At 42.1% G+C, this 20,004-nt stretch carries 14 protein-coding genes; 7 read left to right on the top strand and 7 right to left on the bottom strand.

Annotation, left to right across the window (positions count from 1 at the left end; translation table 11 throughout):
* The first annotated feature begins 145 nt into the window (after positions 1-145).
* Positions 146-1,117 (top strand): GLPGLI family protein, encoded by a 972-nt coding sequence (locus QZ407_RS15705; RefSeq protein ID WP_295772766.1) that lies wholly within the window; start codon positions 146-148, stop codon positions 1,115-1,117.
* Entirely contained in the window at positions 1,114-3,792 is a 2,679-nt protein-coding gene (locus QZ407_RS15700; RefSeq protein ID WP_295772763.1) for a hypothetical protein, read from the top strand. Before QZ407_RS15705 ends, QZ407_RS15700 begins: the two co-directional genes overlap by 4 nt.
* 151 nt (positions 3,793-3,943) lie before the next feature.
* Here the strand turns inward: QZ407_RS15700 and QZ407_RS15695 are convergent, their stop codons facing one another.
* The 3 genes from QZ407_RS15695 to QZ407_RS15685 all read right to left on the bottom strand — a co-directional run bounded on the left by QZ407_RS15695 (position 3,944) and on the right by QZ407_RS15685 (position 6,126).
* Positions 3,944-4,369: a hypothetical protein gene (locus QZ407_RS15695; RefSeq protein WP_295772761.1), complete on the bottom strand. Its 426-nt coding sequence runs from the start codon at positions 4,367-4,369 to the stop codon at positions 3,944-3,946.
* Positions 4,370-4,380: 11 nt separating this feature from the next.
* Complete coding sequence (locus QZ407_RS15690) at positions 4,381-5,064, bottom strand: PH domain-containing protein (RefSeq protein ID WP_295772759.1); 684 nt, start codon at positions 5,062-5,064, stop codon at positions 4,381-4,383.
* A 75-nt stretch (positions 5,065-5,139) separates the two neighbouring features.
* Positions 5,140-6,126 carry an acyl transferase gene (locus QZ407_RS15685; protein WP_295772757.1) on the bottom strand — a complete coding sequence of 329 codons (987 nt, stop codon included), beginning with the start codon at positions 6,124-6,126 and terminating at the stop codon, positions 5,140-5,142.
* 155 nt (positions 6,127-6,281) lie between these two features.
* Between QZ407_RS15685 and QZ407_RS15680 the strand changes: the two genes are divergently transcribed.
* Positions 6,282-6,953, top strand: a complete 672-nt coding sequence (locus tag QZ407_RS15680) for a lipid-binding SYLF domain-containing protein (RefSeq protein ID WP_157539353.1) — start codon at positions 6,282-6,284, stop codon at positions 6,951-6,953.
* 109 nt (positions 6,954-7,062) lie between these two features.
* On the opposite strand, the gene QZ407_RS15675 is transcribed toward QZ407_RS15680, so the two are convergent.
* Both QZ407_RS15675 and QZ407_RS15670 read right to left on the bottom strand, forming a co-directional pair.
* Positions 7,063-7,422 carry a hypothetical protein gene (locus QZ407_RS15675; RefSeq protein WP_295772755.1) on the bottom strand — a complete coding sequence of 120 codons (360 nt, stop codon included), beginning with the start codon at positions 7,420-7,422 and terminating at the stop codon, positions 7,063-7,065.
* Between the two features lie 53 nt (positions 7,423-7,475).
* Entirely contained in the window at positions 7,476-10,007 is a 2,532-nt protein-coding gene (locus tag QZ407_RS15670; protein ID WP_365335582.1) for a penicillin acylase family protein, read from the bottom strand.
* Between the two features lie 121 nt (positions 10,008-10,128).
* Between QZ407_RS15670 and QZ407_RS15665 the strand changes: the two genes are divergently transcribed.
* Entirely contained in the window at positions 10,129-11,832 is a 1,704-nt protein-coding gene (locus tag QZ407_RS15665; RefSeq protein ID WP_295772753.1) for an alpha-amylase family glycosyl hydrolase, read from the top strand.
* Between the two features lie 27 nt (positions 11,833-11,859).
* Here QZ407_RS15665 and QZ407_RS15660 read toward each other — a convergent pair whose 3' ends face one another.
* Complete coding sequence (locus tag QZ407_RS15660) at positions 11,860-13,086, bottom strand: TCR/Tet family MFS transporter (RefSeq protein ID WP_295772751.1); 1,227 nt, start codon at positions 13,084-13,086, stop codon at positions 11,860-11,862.
* 30 nt (positions 13,087-13,116) lie between these two features.
* Positions 13,117-14,388 carry a TCR/Tet family MFS transporter gene (locus QZ407_RS15655; protein WP_295772749.1) on the bottom strand — a complete coding sequence of 424 codons (1,272 nt, stop codon included), beginning with the start codon at positions 14,386-14,388 and terminating at the stop codon, positions 13,117-13,119.
* A gap of 258 nt (positions 14,389-14,646) precedes the next feature.
* On the opposite strand from QZ407_RS15655, the gene QZ407_RS15650 reads away from it, so the two are divergent.
* The 3 genes from QZ407_RS15650 to QZ407_RS15640 all read left to right on the top strand — a co-directional run bounded on the left by QZ407_RS15650 (position 14,647) and on the right by QZ407_RS15640 (position 19,993).
* A complete protein-coding gene (locus QZ407_RS15650; RefSeq protein WP_295772747.1) occupies positions 14,647-18,222 on the top strand; it encodes a PKD domain-containing protein in 3,576 nt (1,191 codons plus the stop codon).
* A gap of 5 nt (positions 18,223-18,227) precedes the next feature.
* On the top strand, positions 18,228-19,238 hold the full coding sequence (locus tag QZ407_RS15645; protein WP_295772745.1) for a type IX secretion system membrane protein PorP/SprF: 1,011 nt from the start codon (positions 18,228-18,230) through the stop codon (positions 19,236-19,238).
* Between the two features lie 98 nt (positions 19,239-19,336).
* The gene (locus QZ407_RS15640) at positions 19,337-19,993 is read left to right on the top strand and encodes a protein-L-isoaspartate(D-aspartate) O-methyltransferase (RefSeq protein ID WP_295772743.1); all 657 of its coding nucleotides are present in this window, start codon (positions 19,337-19,339) and stop codon (positions 19,991-19,993) included.
* Positions 19,994-20,004 lie beyond the last annotated feature (11 nt).

Raw genomic sequence — 20,004 nt, 5'->3', positions numbered from 1 at the left:
AAACGCTCGAATATTATGTTAAATTTTGTTAAAACAACTAAATGTTTAGTTTTTAACTAATCTCTTAGTTATATTTGTGAGGTAATGTTGCGCTACTGACCCGCGACTAAGTAAATCATCACTCTAATTACAAAATTTAAACATCATGAAGCTCAAACCTTACTTAGAAATTATTTTGGCTGTAACAGCATTCACAGCCAAAGCTCAAAAAGTTGACACCGCCCAAATTATTGTACATTACAAATTTACTCACGTGCGTGATACGCTTAACCGCGATAAGCCGCTTGTAGAAAATATGATGCTGCTTGCCGGACGTAATGCAAGCGTTTACAAAAGTTATGATCGCAAATTGCGCGAGGAGCAAATGCGTAAAATGGTAATGGAACAAGTAAACACGGGTTCTGCCAACATCAATGTACGCAGTGGGGGAAGTCCTCTTGGTCCAAACATCGATTACTACCAATATCCTAATGCCAATAAATTTTACAGCAGAGAGAGGCTGGTGAACAACTATGTAATTGAAGAAGCACTGCCAGCACCAGTTTGGAAGATATCTGCCGACACCGCTACCATAAACGGGTTGCAATGCCAAAAGGCAGCTACACATTTCAAAGGACGTGACTATACCGCTTGGTTTTGTGCTGATTTACCATACCGAGTTGGTCCGTGGAAGTTGAATGGTTTACCCGGTTTAATTGTAGAAGCCTACGACACGAAGAAAGAAGTTGAATTTAAGTTTGACGGACTTGAAAAGGTTGATCCAAAAGCGAAAAAGGAGACAGACCCGGTTGCATCGTCTGCCACATCAGCACGCACTATTATATTCGGCGGAGCTGAAGATAGAAACCAAGCCCCCAATGTAATTGCTTTACCTGCTAACGCAATTAAAACCACTCCAAAAGAACTCAATGAATTAAAGGAAGTGATGCGTAAAGATCCGGAAGCATTTTTTCAATCACAAATGGCAGCCATGCCGGGTAACCGTAGTTTTACATTCAGCAGTGGTACTAATTCTGCATCGGGTATAAAAAGCGTTAGCGTACAGCGTAACGATGATGCAAAATTAAACGTTACTAATAATCCTATTGAGCTACCCGAAAACGGTAATGAAAAATGATACGGGCTATTGCAATTGCAGTAAGCTGTATTTGTATCTTATTTTTAACTCAAAAGGGTTATGCACAAACCATTAAAGGTACAATTACAGATAGCCTGGGTAAGGCGGTGCCTTATGCCAACGCTAAACTAACAACCGGCAGTAATCTTATCATTGCGTTTTCAACAAGTGATAACAAAGGAAACTACAGCCTTGCCATACCTGCCGATGCAGACAAAAGCAGTTTAAAGGTCGAAATAAGTTCTGTAGGTTATAAAAAGCAAAGCAAGGTTATTACTGATGTTTCGGCATTATATAACTTTAAACTATCATCAACCAATAATGCACTTGATGCCGTTACAGTAAAAAACAAGCGGCCACGTATTACCGCACGTGGCGACACATTGAATTACAGTGCAGCTGACTTCACCTCACCACAAGACAGGGTAATAGGTGATGTAATCAAACGCCTGCCTGGTGTAGAGATGGACGATAACGGTAAAATCAAATACAATGGCAAGGCCATATCAAGCCTTTACATTGGTGGCGATAACCTGCTTGATGATAAGTACAATATTGCAACTAAAACTATACCTAACGGAGTGGTTGACAAAGTACAAATTATGGAAAATCATCAGCCCATAAAAGCACTGAAAGACAAGGTGGTGAGTGATGACGTGGCCATGAATTTGACCATAAAAAGCGATGCTAAAATGCAAATGGTAGGGCAGGGCAACATAGGAGGTGGGTTACCCGGCAAGTATGATGGAAACATCAATGCCATGATGTTTAAGGATAAATATAAGGCCATTAATTATGTAAAAGGTAATAATGTAGGCATTGAAGTGCAGAATGATCTGATATCGCACAATTTATCTGCTTATTTAAGCAGGCTTGATAACAACAAGCCTGATAAACTGCTAAGTCTTGGTGCTGCGGGTAATCCTAATTTGCCTACCAATAGGTATTTGTTCAACAGGTCGGGTTTGGTGAACTTAAATAATCTGGTAAACATAAAAAAAGATGTGCAGCTCAAAGCCAACCTATCTTACCTGCATGACCGGCAGTTACAGCAGTACTCCAAGGTAAGGGAAACATATCTTCCAAATGATACTATTAGGTTTACTGAATTGCAGGATAACCGGCGCAGGCCAGACCTGTTACGGGCACAAACCACGCTTAACATCAACAAAAGCCAGTATTACTTAAACAATAACTTAATTGCCGATTATGAACATAATGCCTCATACTCGGGCTTAAATGCAACCGGAACGCCGGGCTCATTGCAAAACTTAGCCAACCGTAAGTTCGACCTGTCAAATGAATTTAACATCATGAAAACGGGCAACGGGGGTAATGTTTACGAAGGATACTCATACATCAACAGATTGTCGAACCCTGAGCGTAGAGTATTGGAACCCGGCATCAACCAGGATATTTTTAATAACAATGAGCCATATACACAATTGCTGCAAACTGTAAATATCCCAACCTTTTTCACTAATAATTACGTTTCTTTAAAAAGAGCGGGCAATACGTTCACACAGTCGTACAAGGCCGGGTTTAGTTTGCAGTCACAACAATTGGAGTCGGCATTATCAGTTGTACAAGCCGATGGAGATGTGGCACAAGCCAGCAACACAGCAACGAATAATCTTGATTGGTTTAAATCGAAGGTTTACGGTGAAGCGGCCATTGACATGCCAGGTGAAAAGTTTAAGCTTAACATGCGGTTGCCCGTTAGTTTGCAAAACATAAATTTCTCAGAAGCTAAGTATGCGGTTGACCAAAGGCTTACAAGGCTATATTTTGATCCGCATATATCAGTTAGGTATAACACTGCAGCAGAGCAATATGTTAGTGCAGCTTACAATTACCGTAACGATATAGGCGATATAACCCAAGCCTATCGTGGTGATATTTTACTTAATTACCGCACGCTGCAAGCAAACAGTGCCGACTTAAGCGAGCGTAAAACTCAAACGGCTATTTTAGGCTATACATACCGTAAAGCTATAAAGATGTTTTTTTGGGGAGTAAATGCTATGTACAGTCATGTCAATCTCAATAACATTACTTCAAGTCAAATAACAAGCACTTTTCAACGGCAAATTGTATTGCCCTATGCAAATGATATGGATATGTTTACCCTGTCGGGTAATGTAAGTAAATACGTGTATTCATTGCATACCACTTTTGCTGGAGGTTACACTTGGCAAAATAACAAGCTGAACCAGTTTTTAAACGGATTGCTTTTGCCGTACAATACCATTGCAAACAGTTTAAACAGCAGTGTGGAAACCAAAATAAGTAATAGAATAAATGTTAGCTATAAAATTAATGCGGTACGAACATTAAGCCGTTCATCGGTAGCAGGGGCTGGTAGCACAAATGTTACACAGCTGCAGCATCAAGGTGCTTTTAACTATAATCCTACCTCTAACTTGTTTTTAAAACTCTCTGGCGATCATTATTTTACATCACAAGCAATAGGTTCAAACCTTAACTATTCATTTGCCGATTTTTCGGCACGTTTTAAGGTCAATGAATTTAAAAGCGATATAGAATTGAATATTCTGAATATATTTGATACCAAAACCTACAGCTCGCCCTTACTTACTGCAAACAACTATGTAAACAGCGTGTATACACTACCGGGGCGCATGGCTACAATGAAGGTTTCTTTTAATTTTTAAAAAAAACACCCTTAGTGGTATAAAGCATACCGCCGCAAGAAGCATGCAGCGTTATCATCAGTTAATAGTTTAATATTGCTTCAAAAAAAACTCCTGTTTGGCGAGCAAACAGGAGTTTCTTGTTTCATAGTCTTTACACGTTACCAAATCCTTATCTTCTGGCGAGGTTAGTGATAATTCTGTCTAACACTTTAACAACCTGGTTATACTCATCATCAGTAACGCCTAACATCATTTGCCTCAGGCTCATCATGTAATCGGCTTCAAGAGCATTATATAATTTTTTGCCGTTATCAGTTAATGCGTATTCATCTTTCTCAACAGCCTTTATCCAGCCTCTTGTTACCAGGTTTTCAGCTATTCCGTTCAACCTTTCAGGAGTGAAGAAGTATTTATTTTCAGGTTGAAAAACTTTAACGTTTATAGTTTCTTTATCAGCAATGGCGCTCAAAAGCATCCAATGGTAACGGGTTATACAATGCCTGTCAAATACCTCTTCAAAAAAATCGGTAATGCGCTGATCGGCTTTTCTAAGGTACCATCCTATGGGTTTTTGTTCACCAGTTTTATACGGCATAAGCAAATTAGTTATAATTCGCTTAACAACTCCATCTTCTTTTGGTTGTACTCGTCTTGTGAAATAAGGCCGTTATCAAACAGCATTTTTAGCTTTTTAAGCTTTTCTGTCAGCTCATCGGGCTTGGTTTCAATTATTGGAGCAGGGGCAGCTATTGGAGCCGGAGCGGGTTCAGGCGCCGGAGGTGCAATGGCTGCAGGTTGCGGCGTTGCCGGCGTTTCTTCAATTGGTTGCTTAAACGGCTCATCCATTGGTTTGTCGGTTAAACGTGCTGCAGGAGTATGTTGTATTCTTTGAAGCTCCTCGCGCTTACGCTCATTTTCGCGGCATTCCTGCGAATATTGGTAAAGCTTACGACCCTGAACCTTCGGTAAGTAATCAACGCCCATTTCGGCGCCTTTACTAGTTTTTATAATAAACACCGAGCCAATAATTTCTTCTTTCATGCTTACATCTGCAATGTCTTTCCATGTAAAATCAATAAACTTTAATGAAAGGCCCAAATTGGCAGGCGTAAAAAACAATACCCTGCGATTGGTAATCACAATGGTATCGGGCAATAGATTGACTAATGGTTTTTTTTGAGTAGCTATATATAATGTTTCTTCGCCTGCGGGTAGTAGCTCAACCAGTCGGGAGTAAACTTTTTCAACGGCTTTAGGATCTTGCTGATCGTTTAAAAATTTTTCAATCATAAAAGGATGAATTTTTCAGTATCAAATGTAATAAAAATAGCCTCTTTAAGCATCAACACCTGATACATGTAAAAGTTATTGCACAAGCAAATTGCACCCTCTGATGTCAGACGAATCAAATCTGCCTAAAATTTCAAATGAGCCATTGTCATAAGCCTTTCCTAAGTCCTGGGTGGCAATAAAAGAACAGGAATTTATGTTAGCTAAATCTATAACATTTACGCCGCCGGTTTTGCCGTTCTCTACAATGCTAAGCGGGTCATTGGTGTCGCGGGTAATAATGCGCATCCAGGGAGGACAATTAAATATTCCATCTCCCTTAGAGTAGGCCTGCGAGAGCAATTCTGTCATTCCGTATTCTGAGTGGATAGCGTTTACGCCAAAACCCTTACACAATATGTCGTGCAGCTCTTGTCTTATCATTTCCTTGCGCCGGCCTTTCATTCCACCTGTTTCCATAACTATGAGCTCGGGGAAATGTATGTCATGCTGCTCGGCAAAGTCAAGCAGGGCAAATGTTACGCCAATAAGTAAAGTAGGGGTTCCTGCTTTTTTCAGTTCAATTAACTGACTATGCAGCTCAGCATGATTGTAAAGATAAAAGCCGCTTTGCGGATGATCTGAAAGCTTGATAAAATCATCGGCCATGTAAACCAATGATGAGCCTTCACGCTCAAGGTAAGCAGGCAGCAAAGCCAAAACGCAGTAGCTTCTTATATTGCCATAAAAAAGTTCAAATGCGCGCCTGAAACTTTCCTCATACCAGCTTACATCGCTTACATAATGCCTGCTGGTTATCATGCCCGTTGTGCCCGAGCTACTAAATGTTATTTGAGGTTGTGCCGACGTGCTTACTACGTTGTGGTTTTTAAAAAACTCAACAGGTAAAAATGGTATTTGCTTTACATCAATAACATCTTCGGTATTAACCTGCAGGCTGTTAATAAATTCTTTGTAAACGGCGTTATGATGGGCTTGATACCTGAATACCTCAAGGGCAGCATGTTTAAACTGCTGATTATTATTTATAGAGAAAATTTGTTGCTGCAACGGTTTTTGCATGCGCAAAGATAACAAGGCTACACAGTAAACGTTATTTTACCATTTATTGATTACAGTTACCCGACAAACAATGCCACCCTGAGGTAAACTTTAACCTTTTGGTGGTGTTTAAGTATTAACCGCAATTATTATTGCACTATTTAAATTCTACCAGAATGAGATTTTTTAGATTTTTTTTAACACCCGCATTATTGAGTTTAGTGTTGGTGCTTGCCTCGGCCGCTGATGCCGGGAAGGAAACAGAGCGTATTCAAAATTCAACCAAAGTGCTTAAAACGTTTACCGAAATGGATGAGACCATACCGCAAGAACTACTTAAGCAAACAGAAGGTATTGTTGTAATTCCTAAATTAATAAATGCAGGTTTTGGAATTGGAGGCAAACGTGGTAAGGGTATTGCTACAGTTAAATTAGCTGATGGAACCTGGAGTAACCCTGTGTTTATTACACTTACAGGCGGCAGCATTGGTTTTCAAATAGGTGTACAGGCGGTTGACCTGGTACTTATTTTCAAAAACAAAGGTGTGCTTACCAAAGTAAAAAACGGCGATTTCACCATTGGCGGAGATATATCAGCATCTGCCGGGCCGGTAGGGCGCAGCTCAACAGCAAGCACCGATCATAGTTTCGAGGCCGAAGTTTACTCATACTCACGCAGCAAAGGTTTGTTTGCAGGAATAAGTATAAACGGGTCAAACCTGGCTATTGATAAAACTTCACTTGCTAACTTTTACGGTTCGGGCACCACTTCACAAAAAGTTTTCGAAACCAATAAAACTGCATCAACTGCCGTAGTAGAGTTTAAATCAGTTTTAAAAGGTATGTAATAACGGGTGTTATACATCTTGCTTAAATGATTGCGAAGAGCAAATCAGACCGAGCATTGCCAAGTATTCAGTTGGCTGCTAAAGCTGCTTTACTCCTCGCATTTTTATTTTAAACTGTTTTATGTTCAGTTGCTGGTTTTTCAAATACACGTTTAACATAGAGGCCGGCTAGCGATGCTATACCGCCTACCAGCCCACCAATTAGCGCAGTTATAAACAGCAATAACAGCCAGTGTGGCAATCCAAATAATTGTGCTACACGTGTAGCTAAAATATGATCGTTGGGTATGCTTTTAAATAAGGCCAGCACTATCCAAACACAAAATACCGCCCCAAACCCTGACCAAAATGCCTGCGCTGGTTTTGTACCGGCGTAAATACTAAGCACAAACGCTATGGCAGCCGCGGCCCACCATGGCAGCACATAACTTGTAGCGAGGCTTAGTATAAAAATGAGTATGAATAGCATAGGTTATTTAAAGTAATTTTATTTCTTGTCTTAATTGAATAGCGTTTAAATCTCTACCTATTATTCAAGATCAGGGTACTCTTTACTCTGCCTGCCTTGTCTGTCGGCGATTTTAAGAAAAGTAGTTCATTAAGTTTTCCGTCTTTCCAGGTTTGAAGCAGGTTGGTGTAATAAAAACTACCCGGATTGCCCGATTGCCCGCCCGGATAAACACCATAGCCTTTTACTTCGGGCCCCATTTGTACTACCATACGCCATGACGGACCAGCCTCGCCACTCATGGCGTTGATTATGCCACTATTACCTCCTGAAGCAAACATACCCGACCCAAAGCCCGGCAATTTAGCCATATGATTAATAGCGACAGGCCTAACTGTTCCCCATTCCCAGCGTTCACCCGGTATGCCGTACTTTTTAGCAAGTTCGTCAACCGTTACATTAAAGGCCCTGCTAACTAAATCGGCACAGCTTTCAACCGTAGGTGTTCTTGTATCATCAAACCACTTTGCATTGGGCTGAGTAAGCAAAAGTTTAATTGTTCTATCGCGCGATGGTCTGCGTAATGCATCACCAGGCGTATCAAACTCATCCTGCCATATTAAGTCATAAAGCCTGTTCCACCAGTTGTTAAAGATAGTAGCACCTACTGATTTTGCACCATATTGTAAATTCCACACGGATACGCTTTTTAATGCCAGCTTTTGCGTTCCATCTAGTTTTGTAGAGTCAAGATAGCTTAGTAAAGTTGGCAATACGTCATGTGCTGTAATACTATAATTATCTGTTTGAAGCAGTCGCATGCTATCAACAGTAACATTGCTCATGGCAGTAAGCCGGTCGTTTATACGCTTGCAACGCTGATAGCCACCAAATTGCCAGTTGAGGTAATAAGGGTACGTTTTATCAGTAGAGGATTGGTTAGCCGAGCTTACAAAACCGCGCGCCGGATTTTTAACTGTTGGATTTTGATTGGCCGGTATACGTTCATGCCAGTCATCCCCAGGGTCAGTACCATCCAGTATAAATTTCCCTTGCTCCGGGTACTTAAGCGGAAATTCACCGTTTGGCGTAATAGCTATATCGGTGTTGCTTGCAAAAATAAAGTTTTGTGCCGGTGCCGAGTAGGTGCTAAGAGCTTTACGATAGTCATCATAATTTTTACCACGGTTAAGCAAATAAAATGTAAGTAAGTCGTTCGACTGTTTATGCGCTATCCACTTCATGGCCATGCCTGCCGGCACCTTGTTTACAATGGTAGGTGCTTTAGTTCCTTCATCATATACCACAGGCCCAAAATGAGTATAAATTACCTGCTCGGTTATATCGTTTTGTCCGCGTACTTTAATCACCTCTGTACGTCGTGTGGTTTTGTGCCACTGATTTTTATACCAATACTCAGTTTTAGCGTTATCCTTAAATTTAAGTTGATACCAGTCAAGCACATCGGCATCAACGTTGGTAAAGCCCCAGCTTGTTTGGGCGTTGTAGCCAATAATTACAAACGGCGATCCGGGTAACGACACCCCTTGCACATTTACCCCTGGCGCATGTAGTTGAACCTGATACCAAATTGATGGGAACGTAAGATTTAAATGCGGATCATTTGCTAATAGCGGGTAGCCGGTAGCAGTTTTGCTGCCTGCTACAGCCCAGTTGTTGCTGCCAATACCTTCGGTTTTGGCCTTTGGCCGCATTTTGCCGGTTTGCATCATCCGTTTAAAGCCTGATGATGGTTGTGGAATTTTTAAAGCCGTAAAATTCCACTTGGTGCCTGACGGGATGATCGGATCTTCCTGATAATTATGATCAGGGAAAAGATCGCGGGTTACTGCTGCACCAAACTTGTTAAGTACTGCCGTCATTTCCATATCGTCCGATCCCCCGGCTAGCGTTTGTGACATCAGCTTAAGCAGTAGCGCGGTATTAAGTGTTTTCCAGGTTTCGGGTTTATAATCAAGCAGCTTAAATTCAATAGGGTAATTACGAATAGTTAAGTTATTTATAAACTGGTTAACGCCAGCTGAGTATGCTTCAACCGCCAATTTGGTTCGCGGGTCTTTCATTATGCCTTTTAAGGCCTCTTCGGCACCGTATACCATGCCTGTACGGCGGTTATAGCGGTCAACTTCCAATACTGATGGACCTATAACTTCGGCCAATCGACCAGCTGCATTACGCGTTTGAATATCCATTTGCCACAAGCGGTCGGCAGCTGTTACGTAGCCTTGAGCCATGTATAAATCATGATCATTTTCCGCAAAAATATGAGGTACCCGGTTTTCGTCATACCTGATAACCACTTTGTCGTAAAGTCCGGTAAGTTTAAGGCTTTCCTCTTTTTTTATGTTTTTGCTTTCGGCGTTTTGCCAAAATCCCGTAGCCGGGTTAACAAATTTGCCTATTGGTGGTACAGGGCCAAACTTAGTTTGTAAAGCCCATATAAGCACTGCTAAAAGTGCCAGAGAAAATACGGCTCTGAGAATTTTCATGTAAGGATTAACAGATGCATTTATGAAGTTTAATAATTGCGGCGTTTCAATTATGCCGGCGTAAGTTGCGGTAAGCTTTGTAGGTTGAGCAGGCATATACAAGTTTAACCATTTTCAATCAACTATGTTAGGCAGCTAAAGGTTTGAAAAATGAATTATTATTTGCTGATGCAATGCACATTAACAATGTATATTTTTGTTAAACACCACAAAAGCCATGCATAAGCATATCATATACCAGTTACTGCCCCGGCTGTTTGGCGATGCCAACACCAACAACAAGTTTTACGGCTCAATTGAAGAGAATGGCTGCGGCAAATTCAATGACATTGATTATAACGCCCTTGCCCCAATAAAAGCTATGGGTTTTACTTACGTATGGTATACCGGGGTACTTGAACATGCAACCATGACCGATTACTCAGCTTATGGAATCAAACCTGATGACCCCGATGTGGTAAAAGGGCGTGCGGGGTCGCCGTATGCTATTAAAGATTATTATGATGTAGCTCCAGACCTGGCTGTTGATGTAAGCAAAAGGATGGATGAGTTTGAAGCGTTAATAAACCGTACTCACGCTGCTAATTTAAGGGTGCTTATTGATTTTGTTCCAAATCATGTAGCGCGAACTTATCAGTCGGATGTAAAGCCTGATGATGTACGTGATTTTGGTGTCGACGATGATACTTCTCAGGCCTTCAATCCGGCCAATGACTTTTATTACATTCCGGGGCAAGCCTTTACTGTTCCGGAAGGTTATGATCCTGGTGGACCAGAATTTCAAAGTCCGTTAAAGGACGGCCGTTTTGATGAAAATCCGGCAAAAGGAACCGGCGATGACGTGTTCACGGCCAGCCCGTCAATTAATAACTGGTTTGAAACTATAAAGCTTAATTACGGAGTTGACTTTAATGGCGGATACCACATGCATTTTGAGCCCGTTCCGCCGCTATGGCATAAAATGCTGCACATTTTAAGCTACTGGGCAGGCAAAGGAATAGATGGTTTCAGGTGTGATATGGTTGAGTATGTGCCTATGGAGTTTTGGGCATGGCTAATACCGCAGCTTAAAGCAAAGTATCCTGATTTGATTTTTATTGGCGAGGCATATCAAACGCATCAATATGGTAACTATCTGTTTAATGGTCAGTTTGATTACTTGTATGATAAGGTAGGGCTGTATGATGCAATTAAGCGTTTGGTGCGGAACGAGTATGGTGCAAGCACCTGGCAAATAAATGCTGTTTGGAATAATGATTGCCGCGGCTTTGATGAACGCATGCTACGTTTCATGGAAAACCATGACGAGCAGCGTATAGCATCGCCTTATTTTGCAGGTGATGCCCTGTTAGCCATTCCCGGCATGATTATAACTGCAACGTTAAATTGCGGGCCTGTAATGGTTTATTTTGGACAGGAAGTTGGTGAGCCAGCCGCAGGAGCAAGCGGATTTAGCGGAGATGATGGCCGCACAACCATATTTGATTACTGGGGTGTACCTGAGCATCAAAAGTGGCTTAACAACGGTAAATATGATGGTGGGTTGTTAAGCGAAGGGCAAAAGCAGCTACGAACCTTTTATAGTAGGTTATTAAACCTATGTACCCACCATGAAGCCATAAGCCATGGCAAGTTTTACGAACTGATGATGGCAAACGAACATAATGAAGGCTTCAGTGATAAGGTTTATTTTTACCTACGTTACACCTGCGACGAGCGTATTTTAGTAGCAGTGAACTTCAACAGGCATGAACAAAGCGTGAGGATCAATTTGCCATTTGACTTATTAGGTGAAATAGGCTGTATGGGCCCTGTAACGTTTACCGATTTACTGACAGATCAAAAAATACACACCGTAGAAATAGGGGAAGGTGTAAGATTGAACTTATCCGCAGCAGGCGGAATGATATTACAGTTTTAAAAGAAGTAATTAAGCGTAGGGAATGGGCTACGCTTTTTTGAAGCTTTTAACGGCTATAACTACACTTATAAGCATCAAAATAGCCCCCAGTAAATAGGGTGCACCCGGAAAATAAATGGATGATGTTTTAGGGTTGGTGAAGTGAGCGAATAGTGTGCTCATAAGTAAAGGCCCTATAACGGTTGTAATGCTTACCAGTCCGTTTAGGCCGCCTTGCAATTCGCCCTGTTCATTAGGCTGTAGCTGACTTGTAATAAAGCCCTGCAATGCCGGTCCGGATATTCCGCCCAGGCAGTATGGTATCATATAAACGTACATTAACCAGCCCTTGCTCGAAAACAACGCAATAAGTAGTAAGCCCAACGCATAAAATAACAAACCAGCAATAATGCTTTTTTGCTGGCCCAACTTAGGTATCACAATTCTTATCAGGCCTCCTTGTATAGCAATCAGTAAAACACCAATAAAAATGCCCAAACTGCTTATTGCGCTTTTGCTCCAGTCAAACTTCTCAACCAGAAAAAACGCCAGTACGCTTTCAACCGCTTTGGAGGCAATGTATACTAAAAAGAAAGCACTGATTAACCCTGACACACCCGGGTAAGTTCCAAGTTTTTTTAAAGTGCTTATAGGGTTAGCCTGCTTCCAGTTAAATGAACGCCGGTTTTCTGCAGATAGCGATTCGGGAAGTACAAAGTAGCCGTACAACGCATTTAATAAAGCCATGCCTGCAGCCGCCATAAACGGAATCTTGAGGCCAACCTCTCCTAAATAGCCTCCCAATGCAATACCCAAAATAAAACCAAGGCCGGTTGCCGCACCAATAATACCAAAGTTAGCAGCACGGTTATCGCCCGTACTAACATCGGCAATGTAGGCTGTAGCGGTAGTGCTGCTTGCACCCGCAATACCAGCTATTATGCGCCCAACAAAAAGCCAAAAAACTGTAGGAGCAAAAGCCATAAAGGCATAATCAATACCAAAGCCAACCATTGATATGAGTAATACCGGCCTGCGGCCATACCGGTCGCTCAGGTTGCCTAATACTGATGAAAATAGGAATTGCATAAGCGCATAAACAAACGTTAGGTAGCCGTTTATTTGTGATGCCTGGCTTACATCATAATGGCCAAGGGTTTCAAGTAACTCGGGTAAAACAGGAATTATAACACCAAGACCAAGCGTATCGATCAGTACGGTTATAAATATAAAACCAAGTGCTGCAGGGCGTTTGGTTTGAGTATCGTTGGTCATGTTATTATTGTATCACTCTTAAAAAGCGATTTAATGAAAATTGTTTGAATCTGTCTTCGCCATATCAGCAGCAGCAACTACTCTTGACTTTTTGAAACTGCGCACGGCTAAAATGGTGCTTGCCAGCATAAGTATTGCACCCATCAAAAATGGTGCGCCAGGGAAAACAATGGGTGAGTGCTTATTGGTAAAGTAGGCAAACAGCGTTGTCATCAACGGCGGGCCTATAATGGATGTCACACTCATTAAGCTCGTTAAGCCGCCCTGTAGTTCGCCTTGCTCGTTGGGAGGTACATGGCCGCTGATAAGTCCTTGCAGGGCGGGGCCGGCTATACCTCCCAGGCAGTATGGAACCAAAATGGCATACATCATCCAGCTTTGGTTGGCAAAAGAAAACAAGAACAGGCCGATGCTGTAAAGGGTTAAGCCAATTACAATACTTTTCTTTTGACCAAGTTTAGGTATGGTTACACGTATCAGCAAGCCCTGTACAAGCCCTGATAATAAGCCAACAAAACCAAGTGAATAACCCACCAACGCCTCGCTCCATTTAAAGCGTTCCATAGTAAAGTATGACCATGTGCTTTGTACTGCATGCGCAGCAATATATATTAATATCAGTGAGCCAATAAGGCCGCTTATGGCAGGATACTTTTTTAACTGCATCAACGAACCCACAGGGTTTGCACGTTTCCACTCAAAAGGCCTGCGGTGTTCTTTTGCCAAAGATTCAGGTAGTATGAAGTAACCGTAAGCCGCATTGAGCAAGGCAAGGCCTGCAGCGGCCAAAAAAGGCAATTTTGTGCTGTAATTTCCTAAAATGCCGCCTAATACCGGGCCTATAATAAAGCCCAGGCCAAAGGCTGCGCCTATCATTCCAAAGTTTTGTGCGCGTTTTTCAGGTGTGCTAACATCAGCAATATAGGCTGATGCTGTTGTAAAGCTGGCACCTGTTATGCCGGCAATCACCCTTCCAACAAACAGCCACCATATACTTGGTGCAAAGGCCAGGAAAGTATAATCGATACCAAAACCAAGCAAAGAACCCAGTAAAACGGGGCGCCTACCATATTTGTCGCTCAAATTGCCAAGTACGGGTGCAAATAAAAATTGCATAACCGAATAGGCAAACGTAAGCCAGCCGCCGTAAACTGCCGCATCACTTAAGTTGCCGTGTATTAGCTTTTCAATAAGCTTTGGAAATACAGGTATAACAATGCCAAAGCCGGTTATGTCAATAAGCAGTGTTATGAAAATAAAGCCCAGGGCAGCCTCGCGTTTAGGTTGGTCGGGTTGGTTCATGCCTGCAAAATAATGAAAAATAATTGGCTTGTTTTAAGCAGTGTGAAATGATAAAGTAACCACGCTAACCTGAATTTTATTTTTGGTATTATGATAACATATGAGCTTACTAAATGAACATAAATTTTTGCAACTTAATATTTTATGTATTTTTAAGCAGTGCTTTTCCTAGCCACCCCTTTTAAGGGAAAGCATACTAATTATATGCTATTGATTTTGGAAAAGCGTGTTTGCATATGGCTATTTTTTTGCGCGTGCATGTGCAGTTGTTTAACTGCGTTTGCTCAAAGTAATAAGGGAACGGAATTTTATACAGCATGGATGGACCATGTTGATGGAGCTACAGGGGAGATCCCCAGTCGGATGAATCTTTATCTGGTATCAACCATAAATACATCAGGCACCGTTAGCATTGCCGATAATTCTTTTGCCCCAATTAACTTTACCCTTACTGCCAATGAGCCGCAAACTATTGCCATACCTGCAAGCGCTTTTTTGGTAGAGAGTACCAATGACAGCACGTTACGCAAAGGGATACACATTGTGTCAGGCTATCCTATATCAGCATTTGCTCACATATACAGGGGAAGCGTATCGGGGGCAACGCTGTTGTTGCCTGTAAATAGTATGGGTAAAGAATATTTTTCTATTAACTATACCCAGGTATCAAACTCCAATATTCCCGGAGGTAATAACTCTGAAAAAATTAAGCCATCGTATTCTGCGTTCAATGTTATTGCTACCGAAGATGCAACTACAGTTGAAATTACACCTAAAGCGGCGTTGATAAGCGGCCGTCCGGCCGGGGTTAAATTTCAGGTGCTGCTAAATAAAGGGGAGGTTTATCAAGGCCTGTCAAGCAGCGATTTAACAGGAAGTTCTATACGCTCAGTATCATCAGGTACAACGTTGTGTAAAAAAATCGTTGTGTTTTCGGGCAGCAGCAAGATTGGCATTGGTTGTAACGGAAACCTTAATACAGGTAATATCAGTGCTACATCTGACAATCTTTTTCAACAAGTTTATCCAACCGAAACCTGGGGTAAGAATTACTACGCCGTTCCGCTTAAAGAACGTAATTACGATATATTCAGGGTTATATTCAGCGATGCTGCTACAAAGGCAACTAAAGATGGGGTACCAATTCCAACACCGGCAAATGGCTATTACGAGTTTAAAACACAAACTCCGGTTGTGGTAAAAGCCGATAAACCCATACAATTAGTACAATACACCCCGTCACAAAACGAAACAATAAATTGCTCATCAAGCAATAACGATACCGGTGATCCTGAAATGATTTTCCTGCCGCCTATTGAACAAGGCTTGCGGCAGGTTACCGTATATTCGCCAAGCGAGGCCGCCATAAGATCTAACAAAAGCTTTATTAATGTTGTGATTCCAACCAACGCCGTATCAACTTTTAAAATTGATGGACAGGCTTATGCCGGTTTTAGTGCCATGCCTAATGATGCTAAGTACAGTTATGCACAAATAAACGTTGGCTTTGGAAAACATAGCTTGTCGGCCGGTAGCACTTTTAACGCAATAGCTTATGGCTTTGGCCCGGCCGAATCTTATGGCTATGCGGCGGGTATAAACCTGCAAAATTTAAATGAGTACATTGATCTAGGAGTACCAGGCGTATCTGCTTCATCGTTAACTAATGGTTGCGCAAACGTAAATTACAGCGTTCAATTGGTGGTGCCGTTTCCATCATTAAGCTTTATTACCTGGCGCTTTAGTGATGGCGCAACGGTTACTAATCAATCGCCACAATACGCAGCAACACGCCTTGCTGCCGATGGTAGCACGTTATACGTTTACCGCTACAACGGCATTCTAAAGAAAGCCGCAGGTTATTACGGTATAATTGCTACGATACCTAACCAAGGCTCAACAAGCGGGTGCGGCCCAACACGCGATATTGAATTTAACTATAACATAGCTGATTACCCCGAAGCTAAATTTGGTACATCTACCAATAACTGCCTTGGTACTGCTACTCAATTTGTTGACTCAACAGACGCTAAGGGTAGTTTGATAACAACATGGTTATGGAACTTTGGCGATTCTCACAGTTCAAGTACCAACCCTAACATTTCAACCGAACAAAATCCGTCACATACCTACACCGTGCCGGGCGATTATAAGGTTACACTCATCACTGTAAATGAAAACGGATGCAACTCCGATGTAAAGGAGGGCAAAGTTCACATTAATGCTTTGCCGCAGGCTAAGTTTGAGGCAGTACTTCCAAACTGTCAAATGCAGGCAGTTACTTTTCAAGACAAATCAACATCGGTTGATGGAAAAATCATTCAATGGGCCTGGGATTTTGGAGATGCAAACAGTACCGCAGCCAACCCTAATTTTTCAACGGCACAAAGCGCATCGCATACCTACACTGCTGCGGGCGTATATACCGTAAAATTAATTGTAACATCAGTTACCGGATGCAAGAGTGAGGTTTTCTCAAAGTTGATAAAAATTAATCCCTCACCAATAGTTGATTTTGTATTGCCTGATGCCTGCCAGCTTGATATGGTTAAGTTTGAAAACAAAACAACCATTGCCGATGGTAGCGAAAGCCTGTTTACCTACGAGTGGGATTTTGGCGATGGCTCAGCTAAAACCTTTACCAAAGATGGCCTGCATCAATACAGCGCACCTGGCGTTTACATGGTAAAACTTAAGGTGGCCTCAAAAGATGGCTGTGTAAGCATAACCGAGCCCAAACAGTTTACACTTAATGGTATAAGGCCTAAAGCAATATTTAACATTGCTAATAAGGAAATTTGCAGCAGCGAAACGCTTGTCATCGAAAATCAATCATATGTATCAGGCGGTAACATTATACGTTACGATGTGTATTACGATTACATCAATCATCCAAATGATTTTGTTACCTATGACGCCGCGAGCAACAGCATTCCTGCCGATAAGCTTTTCAAGCACAATTACGGACTATCAACCGTAACAAAGGATTATAAGATAAGGATTGTAGTATACACAGGGAGCTCAACCGACTGCCAGGATATCTTTTTAGATGATGTTAAGATTAAGGCAAACCCGGTGGTGGCCATTGCCAAAAAAAACTACATAACTTGCCAGGAGGCAACAGCTTTTAATCTTGAAACCAACGAGGGTGCTTTTATTGGTTTGGGTACGCCTGCCTTTACCGGCGCCGGTATAACCAATTCGGCAAGCGGTTTATTTGACCCCAAAACGGCCGGCCCCGGTACACATACAATTCACTATGTATTTATTTTAAACAGCACAGGTTGCATTTATGAGGATGATATTACGATAGTGGTTAATCCAACACCAATAATCAACGGTAAACGTAACTACACAGTCCGTGAGGGAGAGGGTGTAACCTTGCAGCCGCAGGTGCTATCGCTCAACCGGTCGCGCATAAAGTATACCTGGATGCCCAAGCAGGGCTTAAGCAATAGCAACGCCGATAGTCCTACCGCATCACCCGGTATTGATACAGATTACATGCTCACTGTTGAATCTGAGGACGGATGCTCGGCCTCGGCTATATTTACTGTTAAGGTACTGCAGCAACCGGTTGTCTACAACACTTTTACACCTAACGGCGATGGGCGCAATGATACCTGGGTAATACCATTTATGAGCGATTATCCTAAAGCCACCGTAGAAGTATTTAACCGTAACGGCGAAAAGGTGTTCAATTCGATAGGATATCCTGTGCCCTGGGATGGTCGTTACCGTGGTGCCGACTTGCCTGCCGGTACCTATTACTATTTAATTGATTTGAAGAACGGCAAACCGGCACAATCAGGGCCTCTAACTATCATCAGGTAAGTAATATGAAAAAAATTCTTACCTCATTCACTTTCTGGCTTTGTTGCACAACGCTGCTTGCTCAGCAGAAGCCACAATACACGCAGTATGTTTTTAACCAGTATTTGCTCAATCCGGCATTATCGGGCATTGAAAACTATACTGATTTTAAGGCAGGTTACCGAAGCCAATGGGCCGGACTTGATGGAGCCCCTGTTACCACCTATTTATCAATAAATGCCCCTTTGGGTCAAAACTTTATTTATGATGATGCTACCAGCATGGCCGCCGCAACATCAAACCCATTGGGGCGACAAGCAAACCGTGACTATATTTCTGCGCCGGCGCATCATGGCGTGGGTGCAACGGTTATAAGTGACAGGGCAGGGCCCTTAACTCAAACAATTGTTAGCGGCACTTATGCCTATCATATAGGTATTACAGGGCGGCTAAACCTGGCTGCAGGAGTTTCGGTTGGGGCAAATCGCATAGCGCTTGATGTAAATGAAGTACGGCTGCAAAACCCCGATGATCCGGCAATTTACAATGGCAATACCAGCCAGTGGCGCCCTGATTTAAGCCTGGGCATATGGGCTTACTCTGGTAACTTCTACGCCGGTGCATCGGTTCAGCAGCTTATTAAGCAAACTATAACGTTTGGCAACAAGTCGGCCTATAACCAGGGTAAAACCGTACCACATTACTTTTTTACGGGCGGTGTAAAGCTTTTCCTGGGTGATGATGTAACCCTCATGCCGTCGGTGTTATTCAAATTAATAGACGCTACGCCGGTTAATTACGATGTTAACTGTAAATTGGCTTTCAGCAATAAGCTTTGGGTTGGGGGGGCTTATCGGCATAATGATTCCAAATCGGCTATGGCCGGGGTGAATATAAGCTCCGTTATAAATTTGGGTTACTCTTATGATTTTACAAGTTCAAATTTGCGTACTGTAAGTAACGGTACGCATGAAATTGTGCTTGGTATTTTATTGAATAACCGTTACACAGCAAGCTCGCCGGTGAGGGTGTGGTAAAATACTTGGCTATTTACCAATTAATTATGTGTAACCAGCGTTTAAGATTTAAAAACTGCAACCAATAAACCGCCGATTAACTTAAATTTGTAGTGCAAATGGCGTACAAGTTTATTGATAATTACCGCGAGAAAGGTGCCCGCAAAAGGCTGGTTGAAGTACTCAAGAAAAAAGGTATTGAAGATGAGCAGGTACTTCAGGCTATAGGCAAAGTTCCGCGTCATTTCTTTTTTGATGAAACTTTTTGGCTGCAGGCTTATAAGGATATAGCTTTCCCTATTGGTGAGGGTCAAACTATATCACAGCCATATACAGTAGCTTATCAATCAGAACTCCTCCATATTCATAAAGGACAAAAAGTGCTTGAAATTGGTACCGGCTGCGGTTACCAAACCTGCATATTAATGGAGCTTGGCGCCGAGGTATTTACTATTGAACGCCAGGAAAAACTTTACGAACGTACTATACAGGTACTGCCTTATATGGGCTATAGGCCGCATTTTTTTTTAGGCGATGGCTCTAAAGGAATTGAAGCCCATGCCCCATACGATAAAATTATTGTAACTGCCGGTGCACCTACTGTGCCCGAAATACTGCTCAGACAGTTGAACGTAGGAGGGCTGTTAGTAATACCCGTAGGCAATGAGCAAGAACAAAAAATGGTTACCATACTTAAAGTGGGCGAAAATGACTACGAAAAGGTTGTGTTAGATACCTTTAGGTTTGTGCCTTTAGTAGGCGATAAAGCATGGTAAAGTAGTTTGAC

It is taken from the genome of uncultured Mucilaginibacter sp. (genome assembly GCF_913773635.1).
Taxonomy (GTDB): Bacteria; Bacteroidota; Bacteroidia; order Sphingobacteriales; family Sphingobacteriaceae; genus Mucilaginibacter.
Note: the sequence above shows the minus strand (reverse complement) of the source record. Positions and strands in the feature narration are given on the sequence as shown.

Bases quoted from the DNA above. Each gene is read 5' to 3' on its own strand.
- QZ407_RS15655 (WP_295772749.1), bottom strand. From the start codon at position 14,388: ATGAACCAACCCGACCAACCTAAACGCGAGGCTGCCCTGGGCTTTATT.
- QZ407_RS15695 (WP_295772761.1), bottom strand. From the start codon at position 4,369: ATGCCGTATAAAACTGGTGAACAAAAACCCATAGGATGGTACCTTAGA.
- QZ407_RS15680 (WP_157539353.1), top strand. From the start codon at position 6,282: ATGAGATTTTTTAGATTTTTTTTAACACCCGCATTATTGAGTTTAGTG.
- QZ407_RS15670 (WP_365335582.1), bottom strand. From the start codon at position 10,007: ATGCCTGCTCAACCTACAAAGCTTACCGCAACTTACGCCGGCATAATT.
- QZ407_RS15700 (WP_295772763.1), top strand. From the start codon at position 1,114: ATGATACGGGCTATTGCAATTGCAGTAAGCTGTATTTGTATCTTATTT.
- QZ407_RS15660 (WP_295772751.1), bottom strand. From the start codon at position 13,086: ATGACCAACGATACTCAAACCAAACGCCCTGCAGCACTTGGTTTTATA.
- QZ407_RS15685 (WP_295772757.1), bottom strand. From the start codon at position 6,126: ATGCAAAAACCGTTGCAGCAACAAATTTTCTCTATAAATAATAATCAG.
- QZ407_RS15650 (WP_295772747.1), top strand. From the start codon at position 14,647: ATGTGCAGTTGTTTAACTGCGTTTGCTCAAAGTAATAAGGGAACGGAA.
- QZ407_RS15645 (WP_295772745.1), top strand. From the start codon at position 18,228: ATGAAAAAAATTCTTACCTCATTCACTTTCTGGCTTTGTTGCACAACG.
- QZ407_RS15675 (WP_295772755.1), bottom strand. From the start codon at position 7,422: ATGCTATTCATACTCATTTTTATACTAAGCCTCGCTACAAGTTATGTG.
- QZ407_RS15705 (WP_295772766.1), top strand. From the start codon at position 146: ATGAAGCTCAAACCTTACTTAGAAATTATTTTGGCTGTAACAGCATTC.
- QZ407_RS15690 (WP_295772759.1), bottom strand. From the start codon at position 5,064: ATGATTGAAAAATTTTTAAACGATCAGCAAGATCCTAAAGCCGTTGAA.
- QZ407_RS15665 (WP_295772753.1), top strand. From the start codon at position 10,129: ATGCATAAGCATATCATATACCAGTTACTGCCCCGGCTGTTTGGCGAT.
- QZ407_RS15640 (WP_295772743.1), top strand. From the start codon at position 19,337: ATGGCGTACAAGTTTATTGATAATTACCGCGAGAAAGGTGCCCGCAAA.